The sequence below is a fragment of the Microbacterium lushaniae genome (genome assembly GCF_008727775.1).
Classification (GTDB): Bacteria; Actinomycetota; Actinomycetes; order Actinomycetales; family Microbacteriaceae; genus Microbacterium; species Microbacterium lushaniae.
Genome location: NZ_CP044232.1, coordinates 2,615,408 through 2,632,716, shown reverse-complemented (window position 1 = coordinate 2,632,716; position 17,309 = coordinate 2,615,408). Strand labels below are relative to the sequence as shown.

At 70.1% G+C, this 17,309-nt stretch carries 20 protein-coding genes and 1 tRNA gene; 13 read left to right on the top strand and 8 right to left on the bottom strand.

Annotated features, from left to right (window positions below):
* The first annotated feature begins 5 nt into the window (after positions 1–5).
* Entirely contained in the window at positions 6–755 is a 750-nt protein-coding gene (locus F6J85_RS12615; RefSeq protein WP_150925452.1) for a phosphoglyceromutase, read from the top strand.
* Between the two features lie 16 nt (positions 756–771).
* Here the strand turns inward: F6J85_RS12615 and phoU are convergent, their stop codons facing one another.
* Positions 772–1,446: a phosphate signaling complex protein PhoU gene (gene phoU / locus F6J85_RS12610; RefSeq protein WP_150925450.1), complete on the bottom strand. Its 675-nt coding sequence runs from the start codon at positions 1,444–1,446 to the stop codon at positions 772–774.
* Positions 1,447–1,613: 167 nt separating this feature from the next.
* Between phoU and F6J85_RS12605 the strand changes: the two genes are divergently transcribed.
* Together F6J85_RS12605 and F6J85_RS12600 are read left to right on the top strand one after the other, a co-directional pair.
* Positions 1,614–2,828 carry a sensor histidine kinase gene (locus F6J85_RS12605; protein ID WP_150925449.1) on the top strand — a complete coding sequence of 405 codons (1,215 nt, stop codon included), beginning with the start codon at positions 1,614–1,616 and terminating at the stop codon, positions 2,826–2,828.
* Positions 2,825–3,508, top strand: a complete 684-nt coding sequence (locus tag F6J85_RS12600) for a response regulator transcription factor (protein WP_150925447.1) — start codon at positions 2,825–2,827, stop codon at positions 3,506–3,508. Before F6J85_RS12605 ends, F6J85_RS12600 begins: the two co-directional genes overlap by 4 nt.
* 30 nt (positions 3,509–3,538) lie before the next feature.
* Here the strand turns inward: F6J85_RS12600 and F6J85_RS12595 are convergent, their stop codons facing one another.
* Entirely contained in the window at positions 3,539–4,018 is a 480-nt protein-coding gene (locus tag F6J85_RS12595) for a DNA modification methylase (protein WP_150917642.1), read from the bottom strand.
* Positions 4,019–4,173: 155 nt separating this feature from the next.
* Here F6J85_RS12595 and F6J85_RS12590 point away from each other — a divergent pair, with 155 nt between their 5' ends.
* Together F6J85_RS12590 and ispD are read left to right on the top strand one after the other, a co-directional pair.
* Entirely contained in the window at positions 4,174–4,656 is a 483-nt protein-coding gene (locus tag F6J85_RS12590) for a CarD family transcriptional regulator (protein ID WP_135068171.1), read from the top strand.
* 24 nt (positions 4,657–4,680) lie between these two features.
* Positions 4,681–5,880, top strand: coding sequence for a 2-C-methyl-D-erythritol 4-phosphate cytidylyltransferase (gene ispD / locus F6J85_RS12585; protein WP_150925444.1), 1,200 nt, complete (start codon positions 4,681–4,683; stop codon positions 5,878–5,880).
* A gap of 10 nt (positions 5,881–5,890) precedes the next feature.
* Here ispD and F6J85_RS12580 read toward each other — a convergent pair whose 3' ends face one another.
* Together F6J85_RS12580 and F6J85_RS12575 are read right to left on the bottom strand one after the other, a co-directional pair.
* Positions 5,891–6,349, bottom strand: a complete 459-nt coding sequence (locus tag F6J85_RS12580; protein ID WP_150925442.1) for a GNAT family N-acetyltransferase — start codon at positions 6,347–6,349, stop codon at positions 5,891–5,893.
* The gene (locus F6J85_RS12575; RefSeq protein WP_150925440.1) at positions 6,346–7,269 is read right to left on the bottom strand and encodes a DMT family transporter; all 924 of its coding nucleotides are present in this window, start codon (positions 7,267–7,269) and stop codon (positions 6,346–6,348) included. The genes F6J85_RS12580 and F6J85_RS12575 overlap by 4 nt, the downstream gene beginning before the upstream one ends.
* A 79-nt stretch (positions 7,270–7,348) precedes the next feature.
* Here F6J85_RS12575 and cysS point away from each other — a divergent pair, with 79 nt between their 5' ends.
* From cysS to F6J85_RS12560, 3 genes are all read left to right on the top strand, one after another.
* Positions 7,349–8,770: a cysteine--tRNA ligase gene (gene cysS / locus F6J85_RS12570; RefSeq protein ID WP_150925438.1), complete on the top strand. Its 1,422-nt coding sequence runs from the start codon at positions 7,349–7,351 to the stop codon at positions 8,768–8,770.
* Positions 8,763–9,764 carry a 23S rRNA (guanosine(2251)-2'-O)-methyltransferase RlmB gene (gene rlmB / locus F6J85_RS12565; RefSeq protein ID WP_150925436.1) on the top strand — a complete coding sequence of 334 codons (1,002 nt, stop codon included), beginning with the start codon at positions 8,763–8,765 and terminating at the stop codon, positions 9,762–9,764. Before cysS ends, rlmB begins: the two co-directional genes overlap by 8 nt.
* Positions 9,765–9,835: 71 nt before the next feature.
* Positions 9,836–10,477, top strand: coding sequence for an NAD(P)-dependent oxidoreductase (locus tag F6J85_RS12560; protein WP_150925435.1), 642 nt, complete (start codon positions 9,836–9,838; stop codon positions 10,475–10,477).
* A 20-nt stretch (positions 10,478–10,497) separates the two neighbouring features.
* On the opposite strand, the gene F6J85_RS12555 is transcribed toward F6J85_RS12560, so the two are convergent.
* Together F6J85_RS12555 and F6J85_RS12550 are read right to left on the bottom strand one after the other, a co-directional pair.
* Positions 10,498–11,808 (bottom strand): DUF4032 domain-containing protein, encoded by a 1,311-nt coding sequence (locus F6J85_RS12555; RefSeq protein WP_150925433.1) that lies wholly within the window; start codon positions 11,806–11,808, stop codon positions 10,498–10,500.
* A gap of 71 nt (positions 11,809–11,879) precedes the next feature.
* The gene (locus tag F6J85_RS12550; RefSeq protein ID WP_150917619.1) at positions 11,880–12,983 is read right to left on the bottom strand and encodes an ABC transporter ATP-binding protein; all 1,104 of its coding nucleotides are present in this window, start codon (positions 12,981–12,983) and stop codon (positions 11,880–11,882) included.
* A gap of 220 nt (positions 12,984–13,203) precedes the next feature.
* Here F6J85_RS12550 and F6J85_RS12545 point away from each other — a divergent pair, with 220 nt between their 5' ends.
* From F6J85_RS12545 to F6J85_RS12525, 5 genes are all read left to right on the top strand, one after another.
* Complete coding sequence (locus tag F6J85_RS12545) at positions 13,204–14,181, top strand: DsbA family protein (RefSeq protein WP_150925432.1); 978 nt, start codon at positions 13,204–13,206, stop codon at positions 14,179–14,181.
* 107 nt (positions 14,182–14,288) lie between these two features.
* Positions 14,289–14,978 (top strand): hemerythrin domain-containing protein, encoded by a 690-nt coding sequence (locus tag F6J85_RS12540; RefSeq protein WP_150925431.1) that lies wholly within the window; start codon positions 14,289–14,291, stop codon positions 14,976–14,978.
* Positions 14,979–15,125: 147 nt separating this feature from the next.
* Positions 15,126–15,198: transfer RNA gene (locus F6J85_RS12535), tRNA-Thr, on the top strand.
* A 162-nt stretch (positions 15,199–15,360) separates the two neighbouring features.
* Entirely contained in the window at positions 15,361–15,882 is a 522-nt protein-coding gene (locus F6J85_RS12530; RefSeq protein ID WP_135068144.1) for a hypothetical protein, read from the top strand.
* Positions 15,883–16,159: 277 nt separating this feature from the next.
* Positions 16,160–16,375: a hypothetical protein gene (locus F6J85_RS12525; RefSeq protein WP_150925429.1), complete on the top strand. Its 216-nt coding sequence runs from the start codon at positions 16,160–16,162 to the stop codon at positions 16,373–16,375.
* Positions 16,376–16,526: 151 nt separating this feature from the next.
* Here the strand turns inward: F6J85_RS12525 and F6J85_RS17720 are convergent, their stop codons facing one another.
* The gene (locus F6J85_RS17720) at positions 16,527–16,682 is read right to left on the bottom strand and encodes a hypothetical protein (RefSeq protein WP_191906598.1); all 156 of its coding nucleotides are present in this window, start codon (positions 16,680–16,682) and stop codon (positions 16,527–16,529) included.
* Between the two features lie 30 nt (positions 16,683–16,712).
* Positions 16,713–17,294: an RES family NAD+ phosphorylase gene (locus F6J85_RS12520; protein ID WP_150925427.1), complete on the bottom strand. Its 582-nt coding sequence runs from the start codon at positions 17,292–17,294 to the stop codon at positions 16,713–16,715.
* Positions 17,295–17,309 lie beyond the last annotated feature (15 nt).

Here is a 17,309-nt window from a genome sequence, read left to right as displayed (position 1 = left end):
GCGGCATGAGCGCGCCCTACACCTTGATCCTGCTCCGCCACGGCCAGAGCGAGTGGAACAAGACCAACCAGTTCACGGGATGGGTGGACGTGCGTCTCACCGACCAGGGTAAGGCGGAGGCCGCGCGCGGCGGCGAGCTGCTCGCCGAGGCGGGGTTGCTGCCCGACATCCTGCACACCTCGGTGCTCAGCCGTGCCATCCAGACGGCGAACATCGCGCTGGATACCGCCGACCGCCTGTGGATCCCGGTCAAGCGCTCGTGGCGGCTCAACGAGCGGCACTACGGCGCGCTGCAGGGCAAGGACAAGGCGCAGACGCTCGAGGAGTTCGGCAATGAGCAGTTCATGCTGTGGCGCCGCTCGTTCGACGTGCCGCCGCCGCCCCTGCCCGCCGACGACCCCTACAGCCAGGTCGGCGACCCCCGTTACGCGGGCATCGACGGCCAGGTTCCCGACACCGAGTCGCTCAAGCTCGTGATCGAGCGCATGCTGCCCTACTGGGAAGCGGAGATCGTGCCCGATCTGCGTGAAGGCAAGACCGTGCTGGTGACCGCGCACGGCAACTCGCTCCGCGGCCTGGTGAAGCATCTCGACGGGATCAGCGACGAGGACATCGCCGCGCTGAACATTCCCACCGGCATCCCGCTGGTCTACCGGCTGGGGGCGGATCTCCTGCCGCTGGGTCCCGGCGAGTACCTGGACCCCGAAGCCGCAGCCGCCGGCGCCGCCGCCGTCGCCGCGCAGGGCAAGGGCTGAGAGCCCCGGCCGGGGATTACTCGGCGAAGGCCTCGAGCGTCTGCGGGTCGGCGCTCCAGTCGCCGGTGGCGAGGTAGACGACCTTCTTCGCGACCGACTCGGCGTGGTCGGCGAAGCGCTCGTGGTAGCGGCTGGCGAGCGTCGCGTCCACGGTCGCCATCGCCTCGCCCTTCCAGTTGTCGCCGAGGACCTTCTCGAAAACGCTGACGTGCAGCTCGTCGATGGCGTCGTCGTCGTTGCGGATCTCCTCGGCCAGGCGCAGGTCCTCCGTGCGCAGCAGCTCGGTCAGCTTGCGCGCCACGGAGACGTCGAGCTCGCCCATCCGCTTGAAGGTGCCCTTCAGGCCCTTGGGGATGGCCCGCTCAGGGAAGCGCGAGCGGGCGAGCTGGGCGATGTGCTCGGCCATGTCGCCCATCCGCTCCAGTGATGCGCTGACCCGCAGCGCCGTGACCACGATGCGCAGGTCGCGGGCAACGGGCTGCTGGCGCGCGAGGATCTCGATGGCCAGCTCGTCGAGGGCGACGGCCTTCTCGTCGATGATGCGGTCGGCCTCGATGACCTCTTCGGCCAGTGTGACGTCGCTCGTGGAGAACGCGCGCGTGGCGCCGTCGATGGCCACCGTCACCAGCTCGGCGATCTCGACCAGACGATTCTGCACGTCCTCGAGCGACTGATGGAACACTTCGCGCATCGCAGTACCCTTCCTGATTCGCGGCACGGCACGCGCGTGCTGCCACCTCGCCGATCCTTCCGGGCGAAGGTGAACGGACGGTGCCGTGCGAGTGAATAGTATCCCGCGCCGCGGTCAGGCCGCGGGGACGGCCTGACGCAACGGGTGCGCGCCCGTACGCTGGTGGCATGGATCGAACGCAGCTCGTGCTGCTGGCTCTCATCCTGGGAGTCATCGTCGGCGGCTCCGTCGTCCTCCTCATCGCCTACGCGTTCCGCGTGCGGGATCGCCAGCGCGCCGAGACGTCGTCGCACGTCCCCGACGGGGTGACGCTGGTGCTGCGGGCGATGGATGATCCGGCGTTCGTGTCTGACGCCTCCTCGACCGTGCTCGCGGCCTCCGCGCCCGTCGAGGTCTTCGGCGTCCGCGTCGGGGAGGTGATCCCCGGTGAGGAGCTGCGCCATGTGGCGCGTGCCGCGCGGGACACCGGTGCCCCGGTGGTGCGGAACCTCCGGCTGCGGCGCGGCCCGGCGCCGGCCGAGCCGCGGCTGGTGTCGGCGCGCGCGACGAGCATCTCCCCGCGCCTGACGCTCGTGGTGCTCCGCGACATCACCGAGCAGGAGCGTGTCGAGGAGATGCGCCGCGATTTCGTGGCCAACACCAGTCACGAACTGAAGACACCCGTCGGGGCGGTGAGCCTGCTGTCGGAGGCGATCGAGATGGCCGCCGACGACCCGGCGCAGGTGCGCATCTTCGCCGCCCGGCTGACGGCGGAGGCTGCCCGGTTGGCCGCCCTCACCGCGCGGATCATGAGCCTGTCGCGCCTGCAGGCCTCCGATGAGCTGCGGGAGGTGCGCGACGTGTCCGTCGACGAGGTGGTCACCAGCGCCGTGGAGTCCCACGCGCTGCAGGCCGACTCGGCCTCCGTGACGATCGTCCGCGGGGGAACGCGCGGCCTGCACGTGCGCGGCGACGCCCAGGTGCTCTCCGAGGCGGTGGGCAACCTCATCGCCAACGCCATCGCCTATTCGCCGGCCGGGTCGAGCGTGGGCGTGGGTGTGAAGGAGATCGAGGGCGTCGTGGAGATCGCCGTCACCGACCGCGGCATCGGCATCCCCGAGGCCGAGCAGCAGCGTATCTTCGAGCGCTTCTACCGCGCCGACCAGGCACGCTCGCGCAGCACCGGCGGCACGGGGCTGGGCCTGTCGATCGTCAAGCACGCCGTGCAGCGCCACGGCGGGGAGGTGCGACTGTGGTCGGCGCCCGGCCGCGGATCCACCTTCACCGTCCGCCTCCCGGCTGCGACGCCCGAGAGTGACCCGCCGCCGCCGAGCCCCGCGCGCAAGGATCGCCGCCGGAGTGTCCTCACCCGCCCCACGCCCATCGAGAGGGGTTCCGCATGAGCCGTGTGCTGATCGTCGAGGACGAGCCGGATCTGGCCGACCCCCTGGCTTACCTGCTGCGCCGCGAGGGGTACGAGGTGGAGATCGCCGGCGACGGGAGCCATGCCCTCACCGCCTTCCGCGAGCGCGGGGCCGACATCGTGCTGCTGGATCTCATGCTGCCCGGGATGCCGGGCACCGAGGTGTGCCGGCAGCTGCGCGCCACCTCGAGCGTGCCCATCATCATGCTGACGGCGAAGGATTCCGAGGTCGACATCGTCGTGGGGCTCGAACTCGGTGCCGACGACTACGTCACCAAGCCTTACTCGGCCCGTGAGCTGCTCGCGCGCATGCGGGCCGTGCTGCGCCGCTACGCCCAGAACGACGCCGCCCTGGATGACCGCATCCTCACCGGCGGGCGGGTGACCCTCGACATCGACCGCCACTCGGTCGCCGTCGACGGCACCGAGATCAACATGCCCCTCAAGGAGTTCGAGCTCCTGGAGGTGCTCATGCGCAACGCGGGACGGGTCCTGACCCGGGGGCAGCTGATCGACCGGGTGTGGGGGGCGGACTATTTCGGCGACACCAAGACGCTGGACGTGCACGTCAAGCGGATCCGCTCGCGGATCGAGTCCGATCCCAGCGACCCGCGCATGCTCGTCACCGTGCGCGGACTGGGTTACCGCTTCGAGGGCTGAGCGCTCCGGTCACACATGGCCGGCCTGTGGTCAGGGGAGGAGTTCGTTGTAGTAGTCCAGGGCGCCGTCCAGGACGGGCACCTCGTACAGCACGCCCTCCGAATCGCCCGACTGGAAGTAGACCGGAACGGTTGAGCCGGCCGGACCCTCGATGTTCTCCAGCTCCAGCGGGGGAGTGTCGTCGGAGGGGTTGCCCAGGCTCAGGGTCGAGTTGGCCGGCACGCGCACGGTCGCCTTCTCCACCGCCGCGCCTTCGCCCAGCTCGATGTTGAGCGTGTGGGCGTCGTCGGTCTCGTTGACGATCGCGGCGATCATGTTGCCCGCCTCGCCGTCGCCCTCGCTCACGATGAGGACGTTGCGGACCTTGAGCGGACCGGAGTCGGGGATGTTGACGCCATCAGCGGGTGAATACGCGATGGTCGTGGCCTGCGGGGTGATGAACGCACAGCCGGTTGCTCCGAGGAGAACGGCGACGCCCAGTGCGGCAGACGCGATGAGGCGCGGTTTCACAGTTCCTCCCGGTGGAGCAGACGAGCTTCCTCAGCATTCTATGGGGTCCGCCGCCGCGTTCCACGCCGGTCCCGTGCCGAGCGGCCCGGAGGGCGGAGAACCTTACAGCATCGCGCGCTGTGGTATCCTAGACGTTGCCGAAAGGACCTAACTGCATGCTTTTTGAGGTTGGCGAGACCGTTGTGTACCCCCATCACGGGGCGGCCACGATCATCGAAGTCAAAGACCGCATCATCCGCGGCGAGACGAAGAAGTACTTGAAGCTCAACGTCACGCAGGGTGATCTCATCATCGAGGTTCCCGCTGAGAACGTCGACCTGGTCGGCGTTCGCGACGTGATCGGCAAAGAAGGTCTCGACAAGGTCTTCGAAGTGCTGCGCGCACCGTTCACGGAAGAGCCCACGAACTGGTCGCGCCGGTACAAGGCGAACCTCGAGAAGCTCGCCTCCGGTGACGTCATCAAGGTGAGCGAGGTCGTGCGCGACCTGTGGCGCCGTGACCAGGACCGCGGCCTGTCGGCCGGTGAGAAGCGCATGCTCGCCAAGGCCCGCCAGATCCTCGTGTCCGAGCTGGCTCTCGCCGAGAAGACCGACGAGGAGCGCGCCGGCGTCGTCCTCGACGAAGTGCTCGCTTCCTGACACTGCCGCGCTAGCGTGGGGGCCGTGAGCATCACGCCGGTTCCCCGTATCGCCATCCTCGTCGTCGCCGCCGGCTCCGGAACGCGGCTGGGTGCGAACTCGCCGAAGGCGTTCGTCGGCATCGATCGTCACACCGTCCTGCGCCACGCGCTGGACGGTGTGTTCGCAGCTCCTTCGGCCCAGGTGATCGTGGTGGCTCCCGCCGGGCGTGAGGGAGACGCGCTGACCGAGGTGCTCGCGGCGTCCGGAGATCGACGCGACCTCGCATCCGTCGTCGTCGGCGGTGCGACGCGACAGGAGTCGGTCGCGGCGGGCTTGGCGGCGGTGTGGCCGGACGTGGAGTTCGTCCTCGTGCACGATGCCGCTCGCGCCCTCACGCCTCCGGACGTGTTCGTACGGGTGCTGGACGCGCTCGCCGACGGCGTGCCCGCGGTTGTCCCCGCCCTCCCCGTCGTCGACACGCTGAAGCAGGTGCAGGGCTCCGACGTCGTGGCCGCCGTGGACCGCTCCCAGCTCGCCGCGGCGCAGACCCCGCAAGGATTCGCGCGCGTCGTGATCGACAGCGCCTACGCCGTCGCCGACCGCGAATACACCGACGACGCCGCACTGGTGGCCGCGGCGGGAACATCCGTCGCGATCGTTCCCGGCGACACGCGCGCGTTCAAGATCACCACGCCCGACGACCTCGAACGCGCCCGCGCTCTGGTCGCCCCCTCCGGGCTCACCCGCGCGGCTCTGGAGCACCACGACGCGGTCCCGCGCGTGGGCATCGGCACCGACGTGCACGCGTTCTCCTCGGCGGGCACACTGTGGCTGGCGGGCCTCGAGTGGCCGGGAGAGCCCGCGCTGTCGGGACATTCCGACGGCGACGTCATCGCCCATGCGATCGTCGACGCTGTGCTCTCGGCGGCGGGTCTGGGTGACATCGGCACGCACTTCGGCACCGACCGGCCGGAGTACTCCGGTGCGCACGCCGAGGCCTTCCTCGCGCGCACGGTGGCCCTCGCGGGTGAGGCGGGGTGGCGCATCGGCAACGTGGCGGTGCAGGTCCAGGCGGCCCGTCCGCGATTCTCCGGGCGTCGTGCGGAGGCCGAAGCCGTGCTGTCGGCGGCCCTCGGCGGCGCGCCGGTCTCCGTGAGCGCCACCACGACGGACGGCCTGGGGTTCACGGGGCGCGGGGAGGGCGTCGCGGCGTTCGCGACCGCCCTGGTCGTCCCCGCCTGATCCCGGGCGGTCAGAGCGGCCGGGTGAAGAAGACCGAGAAGGGATCGGCCCGGTAATCCCCGAACGGGCCGCACGGGGTGAAGCCCTCACTCTCGTACAGGCGCCGTGCCGCGTCGAACTCGGCGGTGGAGCCGGTCTCCAGCCACAGGCCGGTCATGCCGCGCTCGCGCGCGGCGCCCATGACGTGACGCAGGAGCGCCCGCCCGAAGCCGCGGCCGAGGAACGCATCATCCACGCGCATCGACTTGACCTCACCGCTGGTGTCGTCCAGCCGGGAGAGTGCCGCGATGCCGGCGATCCGGCCCTCGACCTCCGCCGACCACAGCGTCACATCGGGATGCTGCAGACCGCCCACCTCGAGGGCGTGGACGCTGTCCGGAGGGGACGCAGCCCGCATGCCGGACAGATGCGCCGACACCAGCGCGAGGGTGCGCGGATCGCCGAGGTCGGCGATGGTGATCGCGATCATGCGCGCACCTCCTCCGGGTGGGACGCCCGGTCACGGGCCGAGCGGGCCCCCCACGCCAGCAGCACGAGGCCGGAGCCGAGCACGACCAGGCCGCCCACGGCCGCCAGTGACAGCTTCTCTCCCAGCACCGCGATGCCCAGGACCGCCGCGGTGAGCGGCTCGCCCAGCGTGAGGGTGGCCGCCGTGGCGGCGGTGAGGCGCTGCAGCCCCCACGTGAAGAGGGTGTACGCCAGCGTGATCGTGACCAGGCCCAGCCACAGGGACATCACCAGCCCGCTGCCGGTCGTCGCCCACCGCAGGTCGACGAACGGCACGCACAGCACCGCGACCAGCGCCGCGGTCGCGCCCATGCCGCCGGCGACGCTGAACGGATTCCACCCGGAGTCGAACAGGCGTCGCTGGGCGACGGCGATGATCGCGAAGGTGGCGCCGGCGGCCACCGACGCGGCGAATCCGACCGGGTCCGCTCCCGTCTGCCCGCTGCCGCCCAGCGCCAGCAGGGCGACCCCGGCCAGGGCCAGCGCGGTGGCACCCGCCCACGTGAGCGTGGGGACGCGGCGCGTGAGCGCCCACTCGAACAGCCCGGCCAGCACGGGTGCCGACCCGAGCGCGACGACGGTGCCCACGGCCACGCCGTTGCGCTCGGTACCGAGGAAGAACAGCGGCTGGTAGGCCGCGAGGCTCACTCCCGTCAGCGCCAGAAGGGCCACCGCCCGCGGCGTCACCGGCGGCGGATGCGGCGCCCGGCGCCGCGCGCGGGCGCCGACGGCCAGTCCGACTACGGCCAGTACCGTGCCCCCGACCAGCAGGCGGGCGACGCCCACCGCGAGGGGAGTGCTGTCGTCGGGGCCCAGCGCCTGCGACGTGCCGGTCGTCCCGAACAGGACCGCCGCGGCGAGGACGGCGAAGACGGCGGACATGCGTTCCTTTCTACCGCCTGCCCCCGTGTGCCGACCACGCCCAGCCGGAGTGCGGCAGGCCCGCCGGTAGGCTGGGACCGTGACGGTCCGGATCTATGACACGAAGGCGCAGGCGCTGCGCGACTTCGTTCCCGGCGACCCCGGCCACGTCACCATCTACGTCTGCGGGCCGACGGTGCAGTCCGGCCCGCACATCGGGCATGTGCGCGCAGCGCTGGCTTTCGACATCCTCCGCCGCTGGCTCGCTCACCGGTTCGGCCGGGTCACCTTCGTCCGCAACGTCACCGACATCGACGACAAGGTGCTCGCCAACGCCACCGACTCCGAGGCGTGGTGGGCGCTGGCCTACCGCATGGAGCAGGAGTTCACCCGTGCGTACACCGCCGTGGGCATCCTGCCGCCCACGTACGAGCCGCGTGCGACCGCGTCGATCCCGCAGATGCAGGAGCTCATCGCGCGCCTGATCGAGGCAGGTCACGCCTACGCCACAGGTGGCGACTCGGATGCGGCCGGCGACGTGTACTTCGACGTCCGCTCCTGGCCCGCCTACGGCGCGCTCACCCGCCAGTCTGTCGACGCGATGGAGCCGGCCGGTGACGCCGACCCGCGCGGCAAGCGCGACCCGCACGATTTCGCACTGTGGAAGGGCGCCAAACCGGGGGAGCCCGAGAGCGCCTCGTGGGAGTCGCCGTGGGGCAAGGGTCGTCCGGGCTGGCACATCGAGTGCTCCGCCATGTCGCGGCGCTACCTCGGGCCCGAGTTCGACATCCACGGCGGCGGCCTCGATCTGCGCTTCCCGCACCACGAGAACGAGCTGGCGCAGTCCGCTGCCGCCGGTGACGCGTTCGCCCGCTACTGGGTGCACAACGGCCTGGTCACTGTCGGCGGGCAGAAGATGTCCAAGTCGCTCGGCAACTTCGTCCTCGCCCAGGACGTGCTCGCCGAACACGAGCCCCTTGTCGTCCGGTACGCGTTGGCCGCGGCTCACTACCGCTCGACGCTGGATCTCACGCCGGAGTCGTACACCGAGGCTCGGGCGGCGCTCGATCGCATCACCACCTTCCGTCAGCGCGTGCTGCACGTGACGGCGGGCGACCCTGTCGCGGCGGCGCCCGCCGGCGTCCCGGAGGCGTTCGCCGCGGCGATGGACGACGACCTGGGCGTGCCGCAGGCCCTGGCCGTCGTGCACGACACCGTGCGCTCGGGCAATGTCGCCGTCGACGACGGCGACCGGGAAGGCGCGATCGCCGCGTCGCGCGCTGTGGCGGCGATGCTCGACGTCCTCGGTCTCCTCGAGGCGGACAACGCCGTCGCGTCAGCCCCGGATGCCGCGGCCGCGGCCCTGGACGGGCTGCTGCGCGCACTCATCGACCAGCGCGCGGAAGCCCGCGCGAACAAGAACTGGGCAGCAGCCGACCGCATCCGCGACGCGATCGCGGCGGCCGGTGTCGCCCTCGAAGACGGTCCCACCGGGACCCATTGGAGTCTGAACGATGGCTAAGCCAGGAAACCCGTCCGCCGGGCGCGGCAAGAAGGGCCCCACCAAGGGCACGGGCGGCAAGAACAAGCGGTCCCTCGAGGGCCGTGGGCCGACCCCGAAGGCGGAGGACCGCGCCTGGCACCCCGCCGGCAAGCGCAAGGCCGCGAGCGAGCGCTATGCCGCGGCGGGCGGATCGCGCAAGCCCGGTGGCTCCGCCGCCCGCGGCGGCAACCCCAACCGCTCGACCAAGGCGAAGAAGGACGACGACACCGAGACGGTCACCGGCCGCAACTCGGTGCTGGAGGCGCTGCGGGCAAAGATCCCCGCGACCGCGTTCTACATCGCCCAGCGCGTGGAGATGGACGACCGCGTCAAGGAGATGCTGTCGATCGCGAACCATCGCGAGATCCCCGTCCTGGAGGTCACGCGCCCCGAGCTCGACCGCATGGCCGGCTTCGACGGCGTGCACCAGGGTGTGGCGCTGAAGGTCCCGCCGTACGAGTACGCACACCCGCAGGACCTGCTCGAACAGGTCATCGACCGGGGGCAGACGCCGCTGTTCGTCGCGCTGGACGGCGTGACCGACCCGCGCAACCTCGGCGCGATCATCCGCTCCACGGCCGCGTTCGGCGGGCACGGCATCATCATCCCGCAGCGGCGCTCGGCGAGCGTGAACTCGGCGGCGTGGAAGACCAGCGCCGGCGCGGCCGCGCGCATCCCCGTCGCGATCGCCGCGAACCTCACCAGCACGCTGAAGGAGTTCAAGAAGCAGGGCGTGTTCGTCCTGGGACTCGACGGCGGCGGCGATGTGTCGCTGCCGGCACTGGAGCTGGCCGACCGGCCCGTCGTGATCGTCGTGGGCTCGGAGGGCAAGGGACTGTCGCGCCTGGTCACCGAGACGTGCGACCAGGTCGTCTCCATCCCGATCTCGGCGACCACCGAGTCGCTCAACGCCGGCATCGCCGCATCCGTCGCGCTGTACCAGGTGGCGACCCTCCGCGCCGTCCGCGAGTAGGAGCGGGTCGGGTAGGGGAATCGCCGGACGCGGTGCAGGATGGTCGGAGTGTCCGCGACGGAAGGAAGACTGTGACCCGTATCGCTGTCATCGGAGGAACCGGCTACGCCGGACGCCATATCGTGGCCGAGGCGGTGAGCCGCGGGCACACGGTCGTCTCGATCGCCCGCTCGGTGCCGTCCGAGCGCGTGGAGGGCGCGAGCTACATCGAGGGCAACATCCTGGACGTTCCCGATCTCGTCCACCAGCTCGAGGGCGTGGAGGTCGTGGTCGCGGCGGTGCCGGCGCGCGGTGACATGCTCGGCAAGGTGCGCCCCGCCCTGGAGGAGCTGTTCGCGGCGCTCCCGGAGGACGTGCGCGTGGGCGTCATCGGCGGAGCCGGCGGGAGCCTCGTGGCCCCGGGAGGCCCGCGCCTGGTCGACACCGAGGGCTTCACCGAGGACTACAAGCCCGAGGCGCTCGAGGCCATCGGCGTGCTGGAGGACCTGCAGTCGGGAACGAGTGGCCGGGACTGGTTCTACATCCACCCCGCAGGGGGCTTCGGCATGTGGGCCCCGGGGGAGCGGACCGGTTCCTATCGTGACGGCGGCGACGTGCTCGTGACGGATGCGGACGGCGAATCGTTCATCTCGGGCCCAGACCTGGCCGTCGCCGTCCTCGACGAGATCGAGTCGCCCCAGCACTCCCGCGAACGGTTCACCGTCGGGTACTGACTTCGGTCTCCGCGGTCGCGTTATACCAGGTCGCGCCAGTCGACGCCCTGCTCGTCGTCGTCGGCGACGGGCATGGCACCGGTGATGACCGGCAGCGAGACGGTGTCGGTGGGCGGTCCCATCACGGTCGCCTCGTCGCGGCGGTGGCGCAGGACGTCGTCGATGTAGGACGTGAGCACCTCGGCGAGCGGAACGGATCGCCCGCGGGTCTGCGACATATACCACCGGTGCTCGAGCACCTGATGGAACACTTCGGCCGGTTCCAGCTTGGCCCGCAGGTCGAACGGGATCGCCATCACCACCGGCTCGAACACGCGTGTGAGCCATTCGTGGGCGACCATCTCCTCGTCCGCGCCCAACCGGCTCACGCGGGCGCGGAACTCGTCCAGGTCGTTGAGCAGCCGCCGCGCCTGGTTCTCCTCGACATCGAGCCCCGTCAGCCGCAGGAGCCTCCGCTGGTGGTGCCCGGCGTCGACGACCTTGGGCTGGATCGAGACGCGCGTTCCGTCGGTCGTGGTCAGGATCGACATCTCGCCGATGTCGAAGCCGAGGGCGTTCAGGCGCTGGACGCGCTCGGTGAGCCGCCACGACTCGTCGACGGCGAAGCTCTCCTTGTCGGTGAGCGCCGCCCACAGTGAGTGGTACGACGAGACGAGCCCGTCGGCGACCTGGACGGCGTCGATGCCGCCCTCCAGGCGGCCACCGGCTTCGAGGTCCATGATCTCGCCGGCGATGTTCGTGCGCGCCACGTCCAGGTCGTGCGCGCGCTGCCCGGGCGTGAGCCCGCCTTCGTGCAGCTCACCGGTCTCGGCATCCACGAGGTAGGCGGCGAAGGCGCCCGCGTCGCGGCGGAACAGCGTGTTCGACAGCGACACGTCGCCCCAGAAGAACCCCACGTTGTGCAGCCGCACCAGCAGCACCGCGAGGGCGTCGACCAGGCGAGTGGCCGTGTGCGGGCGCAGCACCTGCGTGAACAGGGCGCGGTAGGGGAGGGAGAAGCGCAGGTGCGCCGTGACCAGCGCCGCGGGCAGCTGCTCGCCCGCGGCATCCGTCCTGCCGGCGATCACCGCGACGCGCTCGACGCACGGGGCGGCGAGGCGATGCAGGTTGCCCAGCATGTCGTATTCGCGTCGGGCCATCTCCTCCGTGGTCTCCTTGATGGCGACCACCCGGCCCGAGAGGTTGGCGAAGCGCACGAGGTGGCGCGAAATGCCCTTCGGCAGGTACACGATCGTGCTGCTCGGCCACTCCGCCAGGGGCGTCGCCCACGGGAGCGACAGCAGGCCCGGGTCGACGGAGCTCGCGGTGATGCTGAGGGCTGAGGGGGACACGGGCACTCCTGGCGGAAACGACGCGGCGCGGGCAGCCCCAAGGCTACCCGCGCCGCGGTGTGAGAGTCGTGTCAGGCGGAGACGACCGGCTTGTCGTTCAGGCGCTCGCCGGACTCGACGTCGAACGCGTGCACGTGACCGGCGCTGGCGGCCAGCGTGACGGTCTCACCCGCGTTGGGGTGGTTGCGACCGTCGACGCGAGCGACCAGGTCGGCGCGCTTGCCGTTGATCTCGGTGTGACCGTAGAGGTAGCCGTCGGCGCCGAGCTCCTCGACGAGGTCGACCATGACCGAGAGGCCCTTGCCGTCGGCGGGGCCGACCACGATGTCCTCGGGGCGGACGCCCACGGTGACCTGGCTGCCGTTGGCGCGGCCCACGGTGTCGCGGTCCAGCGGCACGACCTCGTCACCGAAGCGCACGCCGCCCTCGGCCAGGTCGGCGGAGAAGAGGTTCATCGCGGGGGAGCCGATGAATCCGGCGACGAAGACGTTGTTCGGCTTCTCGTACAGGTCGCGCGGCGTGCCGACCTGCTGCAGGATGCCGTCCTTGAGCACCGCGATGCGGTCACCCATGGTGAGTGCCTCGGTCTGGTCGTGCGTGACGTAGACCGTCGTGACGCCCAGGCGCCGCTGGAGCGACGCGATCTGGGTGCGCGTCTGCACGCGGAGCTTGGCGTCCAGGTTCGACAGCGGCTCGTCCATGAGGAACACCTGCGGCTGGCGGACGATCGCACGGCCCATCGCGACGCGCTGACGCTGACCACCCGAGAGGGCCTTCGGCTTACGGGTGAGGTACTCCTCCAGGTCGAGGAGCTTCGCGGCCTCCAGGACTCGGGCGGCGCGCTCTTCCTTGCCGACACCGGCGATCTTCAGGGCGAAGCCCATGTTCTCGGCGACGGTCATGTGCGGGTACAGCGCGTAGTTCTGGAACACCATCGCGATGTCGCGATCCTTGGGCGGCACGTCGGTGACGTCGCGGTCGCCGATGAGGATGCGGCCGGAGTTGACCTCTTCGAGGCCGGCCAGCATGCGCAGCGACGTGGACTTGCCGCAGCCGGAGGGGCCGACGAGGACCAGGAACTCGCCGTCGGCGACCTCGAGGTTCAGCTTGTCCACGGCGGGACGAGTGCCCCCGGGATACAGGCGGGTTGCATTCTCGAACGTGACAGACGCCATGTTCTCTTCTCCTTCACCGGCAGGTACGTGCCGGACGATCCGTAGTGATGGATGAGCGGGGGCTGACCCGCACGCCCGCCATCGGGCGCGATCCTCAGTATGCCACGCACGCGCTACCGTCTGGGTTTTTCCCAGACAGCCTGACTAGCATCATTCCTGGCCGCGTCACCCCCGTGCGGCCCGCCGGTAACCCGGCCCCACCATCTGTTCAAGAGGATCCATGCCGAGCGATCAGACACCGCAGGTGCCTGCCACGCGTGACCGCCGGGAGGCGGTGCGCGAGAAGGCCCAGCAGGTGCACGCCAAGCAGTCGCGCGTGCGTCTGCTGCGCGGGGTGATCCTCGGCGCCGTCGGGCTGGCCGTCATCGGCGCCGCCGCAGCCGCGGTCATCTGGGCTTTCGCCGAGATGGGGCCGCGACCGCAGGTGCAGCCGGCCAATGCGCACGGCGACGGCTTCACGGTGTCCTCGATCCCCGAGGTGACCGAGCCGCTGCAGACAGGTGTGGACGGGTCCACCCCGACCGTCGAGACGACGCCCGAGGAAGAGGCGACGCCCGAGGAAGAGGCCACTCCCACTCCCGGTGCCACCGACACCCGGGCCGTCGACATCCGCGTGTACGTGGACTACCTCTCCACCGGTGCGCGCGAGTTCCAGATGTCCAACGCCGAGCAGCTGAAGAAGTGGGTCGGTCAGGATGCGGCGACGCTGACGTACTACCCCGTGGCCATGCTGACGTCCAAGTCCAACGGCACGAAGTACTCCCTGCGTGCGGCGGGGGCCGCCGCGTGCGTGGCGACGTACTCGCCCGACACCTTCTTCACCTTCAACGACCAGATGCTGCGCAAGCAGCCTGAGATCGACTCCGACGGCATGAGCGACGAGGAGATCGCCGAGCTCGCCCAGGCCGCCGGTGCGTCAGCCCCCAAGGTCGTGCGCAACTGCATCGAAGAGGGTTCGTTCCTCTCCTGGGCACGCGCCGCCACCGACCGGGCACTGGAGAGCATCCCCGACAGCGACGGTGTCGCCCTCACCGGAACCCCCATGGTGCTGGTGAACGGCACGCCCTACGTCGGAGCGATGGACGACCCGACCGAGTTCGCGCAGTTCGTGCTCACCGTGGCCAGCGACGCGTACTACCGCACCCCTTCCCCCACGCCCTCGCCTTCCGACTCCGGGACGCCGACCCCCACGCCATAAGGCGGTCAGGCGTCCGGAGCGGCATCCGCGGGCGCACGGAGCTCCTCTTCCGGTGACTCAGACGAGGTTCTATCCTCTCGGCAGATCCCCGTCGACGAGGAGGCCGCATGCCCGCCACGCCCCTGCCGCACGGCGGCGCACTCCCCGCAGGGCCCAAGACGTGTGATGCGAGCGGCATGATCGACATCCACCGCATGTTCCGACGGGGCTTCGCGGAGGCGCCCGACCTCATCCGGGGCGTCACGGAGGGCGACACCGCGCACGCCGCCGCCGTCACGACGCAGCTTGAGACGCTGTCGCTGGGGCTGCACGCGCATCATGAGGGCGAGGACGAGCGGCTCTGGGACGCTCTCGGCGAGCGTGCGCCGTCATGCGCCGTGCACATCGAACGCATGAAGGCGCAGCACGCCGAGATGCTCGTGCAGCTCACGATCATGGATGCCGCACTGCCGGCCTGGCGGTCGTCGGCGAGCTCCGCGGATGCCGCGCCGGTGCTCGACGCGCTCGAGGGCATCAATGCCGCCATCGCCGTGCACCTGCCCGACGAAGAGACCAACATCGTGCCCGTGATGGAGTACACGATCACCAAGGCCGAGGTCGACTGGTTCTCGCAGCACGGGCGCCGCTCGATCCCGAAGGGGCAGACCTGGCCGCAGCTGGGCGAGATCCTCGCATCGCAGCCCGACGGCGGCGACCAGTGGCTGCACAAGAACATGCCCGCACCGGCGCGTTGGGCCTGGCGCTGGGTGGGCCAGCGGCGCTATCTCGCCCATCGCGCCGCACTCGAAGGACGCTGATCCGCCGCTCGCACCCACGCGTGCCGCAAGACCGTCGGGGGCTCTGCGCGGCGGACGCTCTACACTCGGTAATGGGAACCTGAAGGTGCGGGTGGCCTGCCACTCAGCTCCCGCAGCGACTCGAAGACCCGTGGAATCCCGCGGCCAGCCGGCTTGGCGCAATTGGTAGCGCACCTAACTTGTAATTAGGGGGTTGCAGGTTCAAGTCCTGTAGCCGGCACCGAATCCTCGGTAAAGCGCAGAAATCTGCCGATACCGGCTCGGCTCCCGCACTCGTAACCGTTGTCCGGACGGGGTCCACGCGGATATACCTCGGGCTCCTCCGATCGGAAGAGCCAATCCGAGGGCTTCGCTTCCGAGTAACGAGTATTTCCGCCAGGATATGGCTGCGCTCGTCGACTGCGACGGTGCAGCTCGGGGGATTCGAATGAGGCGGATAGCACGTCGACGCGTCGCGGCTTTGATCCTTGCGTCGACGTTGCTCACGGGTTGCGCAGCGCAGGACCTCGCTTTCGGTGTGTCGTCAGGTGAACTGGTGGGAAGCTGGGTGGAGGCCGACGGGCTCGGGACAGACCTCACGTTGTCCGGGGATGGGACGCTCTACGCGAGTGAGTGGCCGGCGAGTTTGCACTGTGTCTCGGACGGCGCGCGGGACCTGGCCGCCTTAGAGGACGACGAGGCACTCGCATTCGACGGGACGTGGAGACCGGGCTCGGGGTCTCTGGGGTATGTCGTCATGATGGTTTTCGACGACACCGTCTGTGCGCGAGGGGGGACGCAGGCAACTGTGTGGCGGAATGGTGATGGGGCGCTAAGCCTGCGGATTACGATTCCGGTAGGCGTGGACCCGGATGTTCTCGAGCGGGACCAAGTGCTCCTCTTACATCCAGCCGAGCTCGACTGACGCCGAAGATGCGGCAGCAAGCGCGCTCGCCGCTCGTGGAGTCCGAACGATGACGCGCGAGTCCGGTCGCGAATGGCCTCTCCTTGGTGGCATGGTCGCCGCTGCTTTTGTGACCGCTCTGATAGTCGGCGTCGGGCGGTCTCTCATCGTCGAGGCAGCGTCCACCGCTCTCGAGCCACCTTCGCAGGAAGCGCGGACTCTTCTGGGCGCCGTCGCACTCTTCACGGCGGGGGGACTCCCAGCGGCAACCGCCACGTGGATCGTTGCGAGACGCCGCGTGACCTCGCGCACGAGCAAGCTCTTCGGAATGGCAGTGGCGGGCAGCGGGTTCTCGATCCTGCCCGGGGCGCTCGTTCTTCGACTCATGATCGGGGACACCGCCGACTGGGCGTTGACCAGCCTCGCCTTGGCGGGAACGGGCGTGCTGACCTTCCTGGTGGTGCTTGTGAGCGCTCGAGCGATCCGCACCGGAGGCGTGGCACACATTGAGTAGGGGAATGGAGCACGAGGTAGGAGTACGCAGTAGGCGTCTCTGGACGGCCGCAGAATCCGACGTCAGGAGGAGACGGATGCGCCGTGCCGTGGATGAGGAGGCTGCAGACCAAGTCCTTCACCGGCAGGGGCCATTCCCGTTCGCCAGGCGATCACTCGCGGCGATCCCCGCGCGCGCCCACCCAGATCGAGATGAGCAGCCAGACGGCGAGCCCCGCCACGAGCCACAGCACGCGGTCCGTGACGAGGAACAGGACGAGGCCTGCGAGAAGACACAACGCGAGGCCGACGCCCAGTTTCCTCAGCATGGAACGAACAGTACCGCTCGAGCTGCGATGTCAAGCGCGGGTGACCGGCCAGCGGAAACGGCGGGCGACGGGGACGATGAGTGCAGCCGCAACGCGCTGATCGAGCGTGGAGGAGATCGCGGGGCTCGGCGGGAAGGCAGTCGCCGCATGTGAGAACAGGACGGTCATGGCGGTGCCGGTCATCGTCGAGGGCACGTCCAGCCCATCGAGGTCTGGCCACGTCTGGTGGATCTCCCGGGCCCATGCCCTGCAGGTGGATCGGGGAGCGGCGTGCAAGCTGGCAGAAGCGCCGTTTCGGATCGCCCATTCGCCTGACACCCGCAGCAGCCGCAGGAGACGAGTCGGTGTCCACCCGACAAGCGCGCGCTCGCGGCTCAGCGTGACGACGCGCTGTTGCTGGAAACCTTCCGCAACGACGGTGAAGACGTCTGCACTTGCGTACGAGACCCCGATGCCAGGGTGGTCGCCTCGCGGGGTCGGGTGAGGGTCCCATCGCATCGAGGTGATCGGTCCGTGCTCACGCAACTCATCCCAGGTCGACGGGTGCGCGCCGGACACCCGGTGGATCCGCCACAGCGGCTGCTGCACGTAGGTGAGGTCGCCCTCCTCCATCGTCAGGGGAGTAGG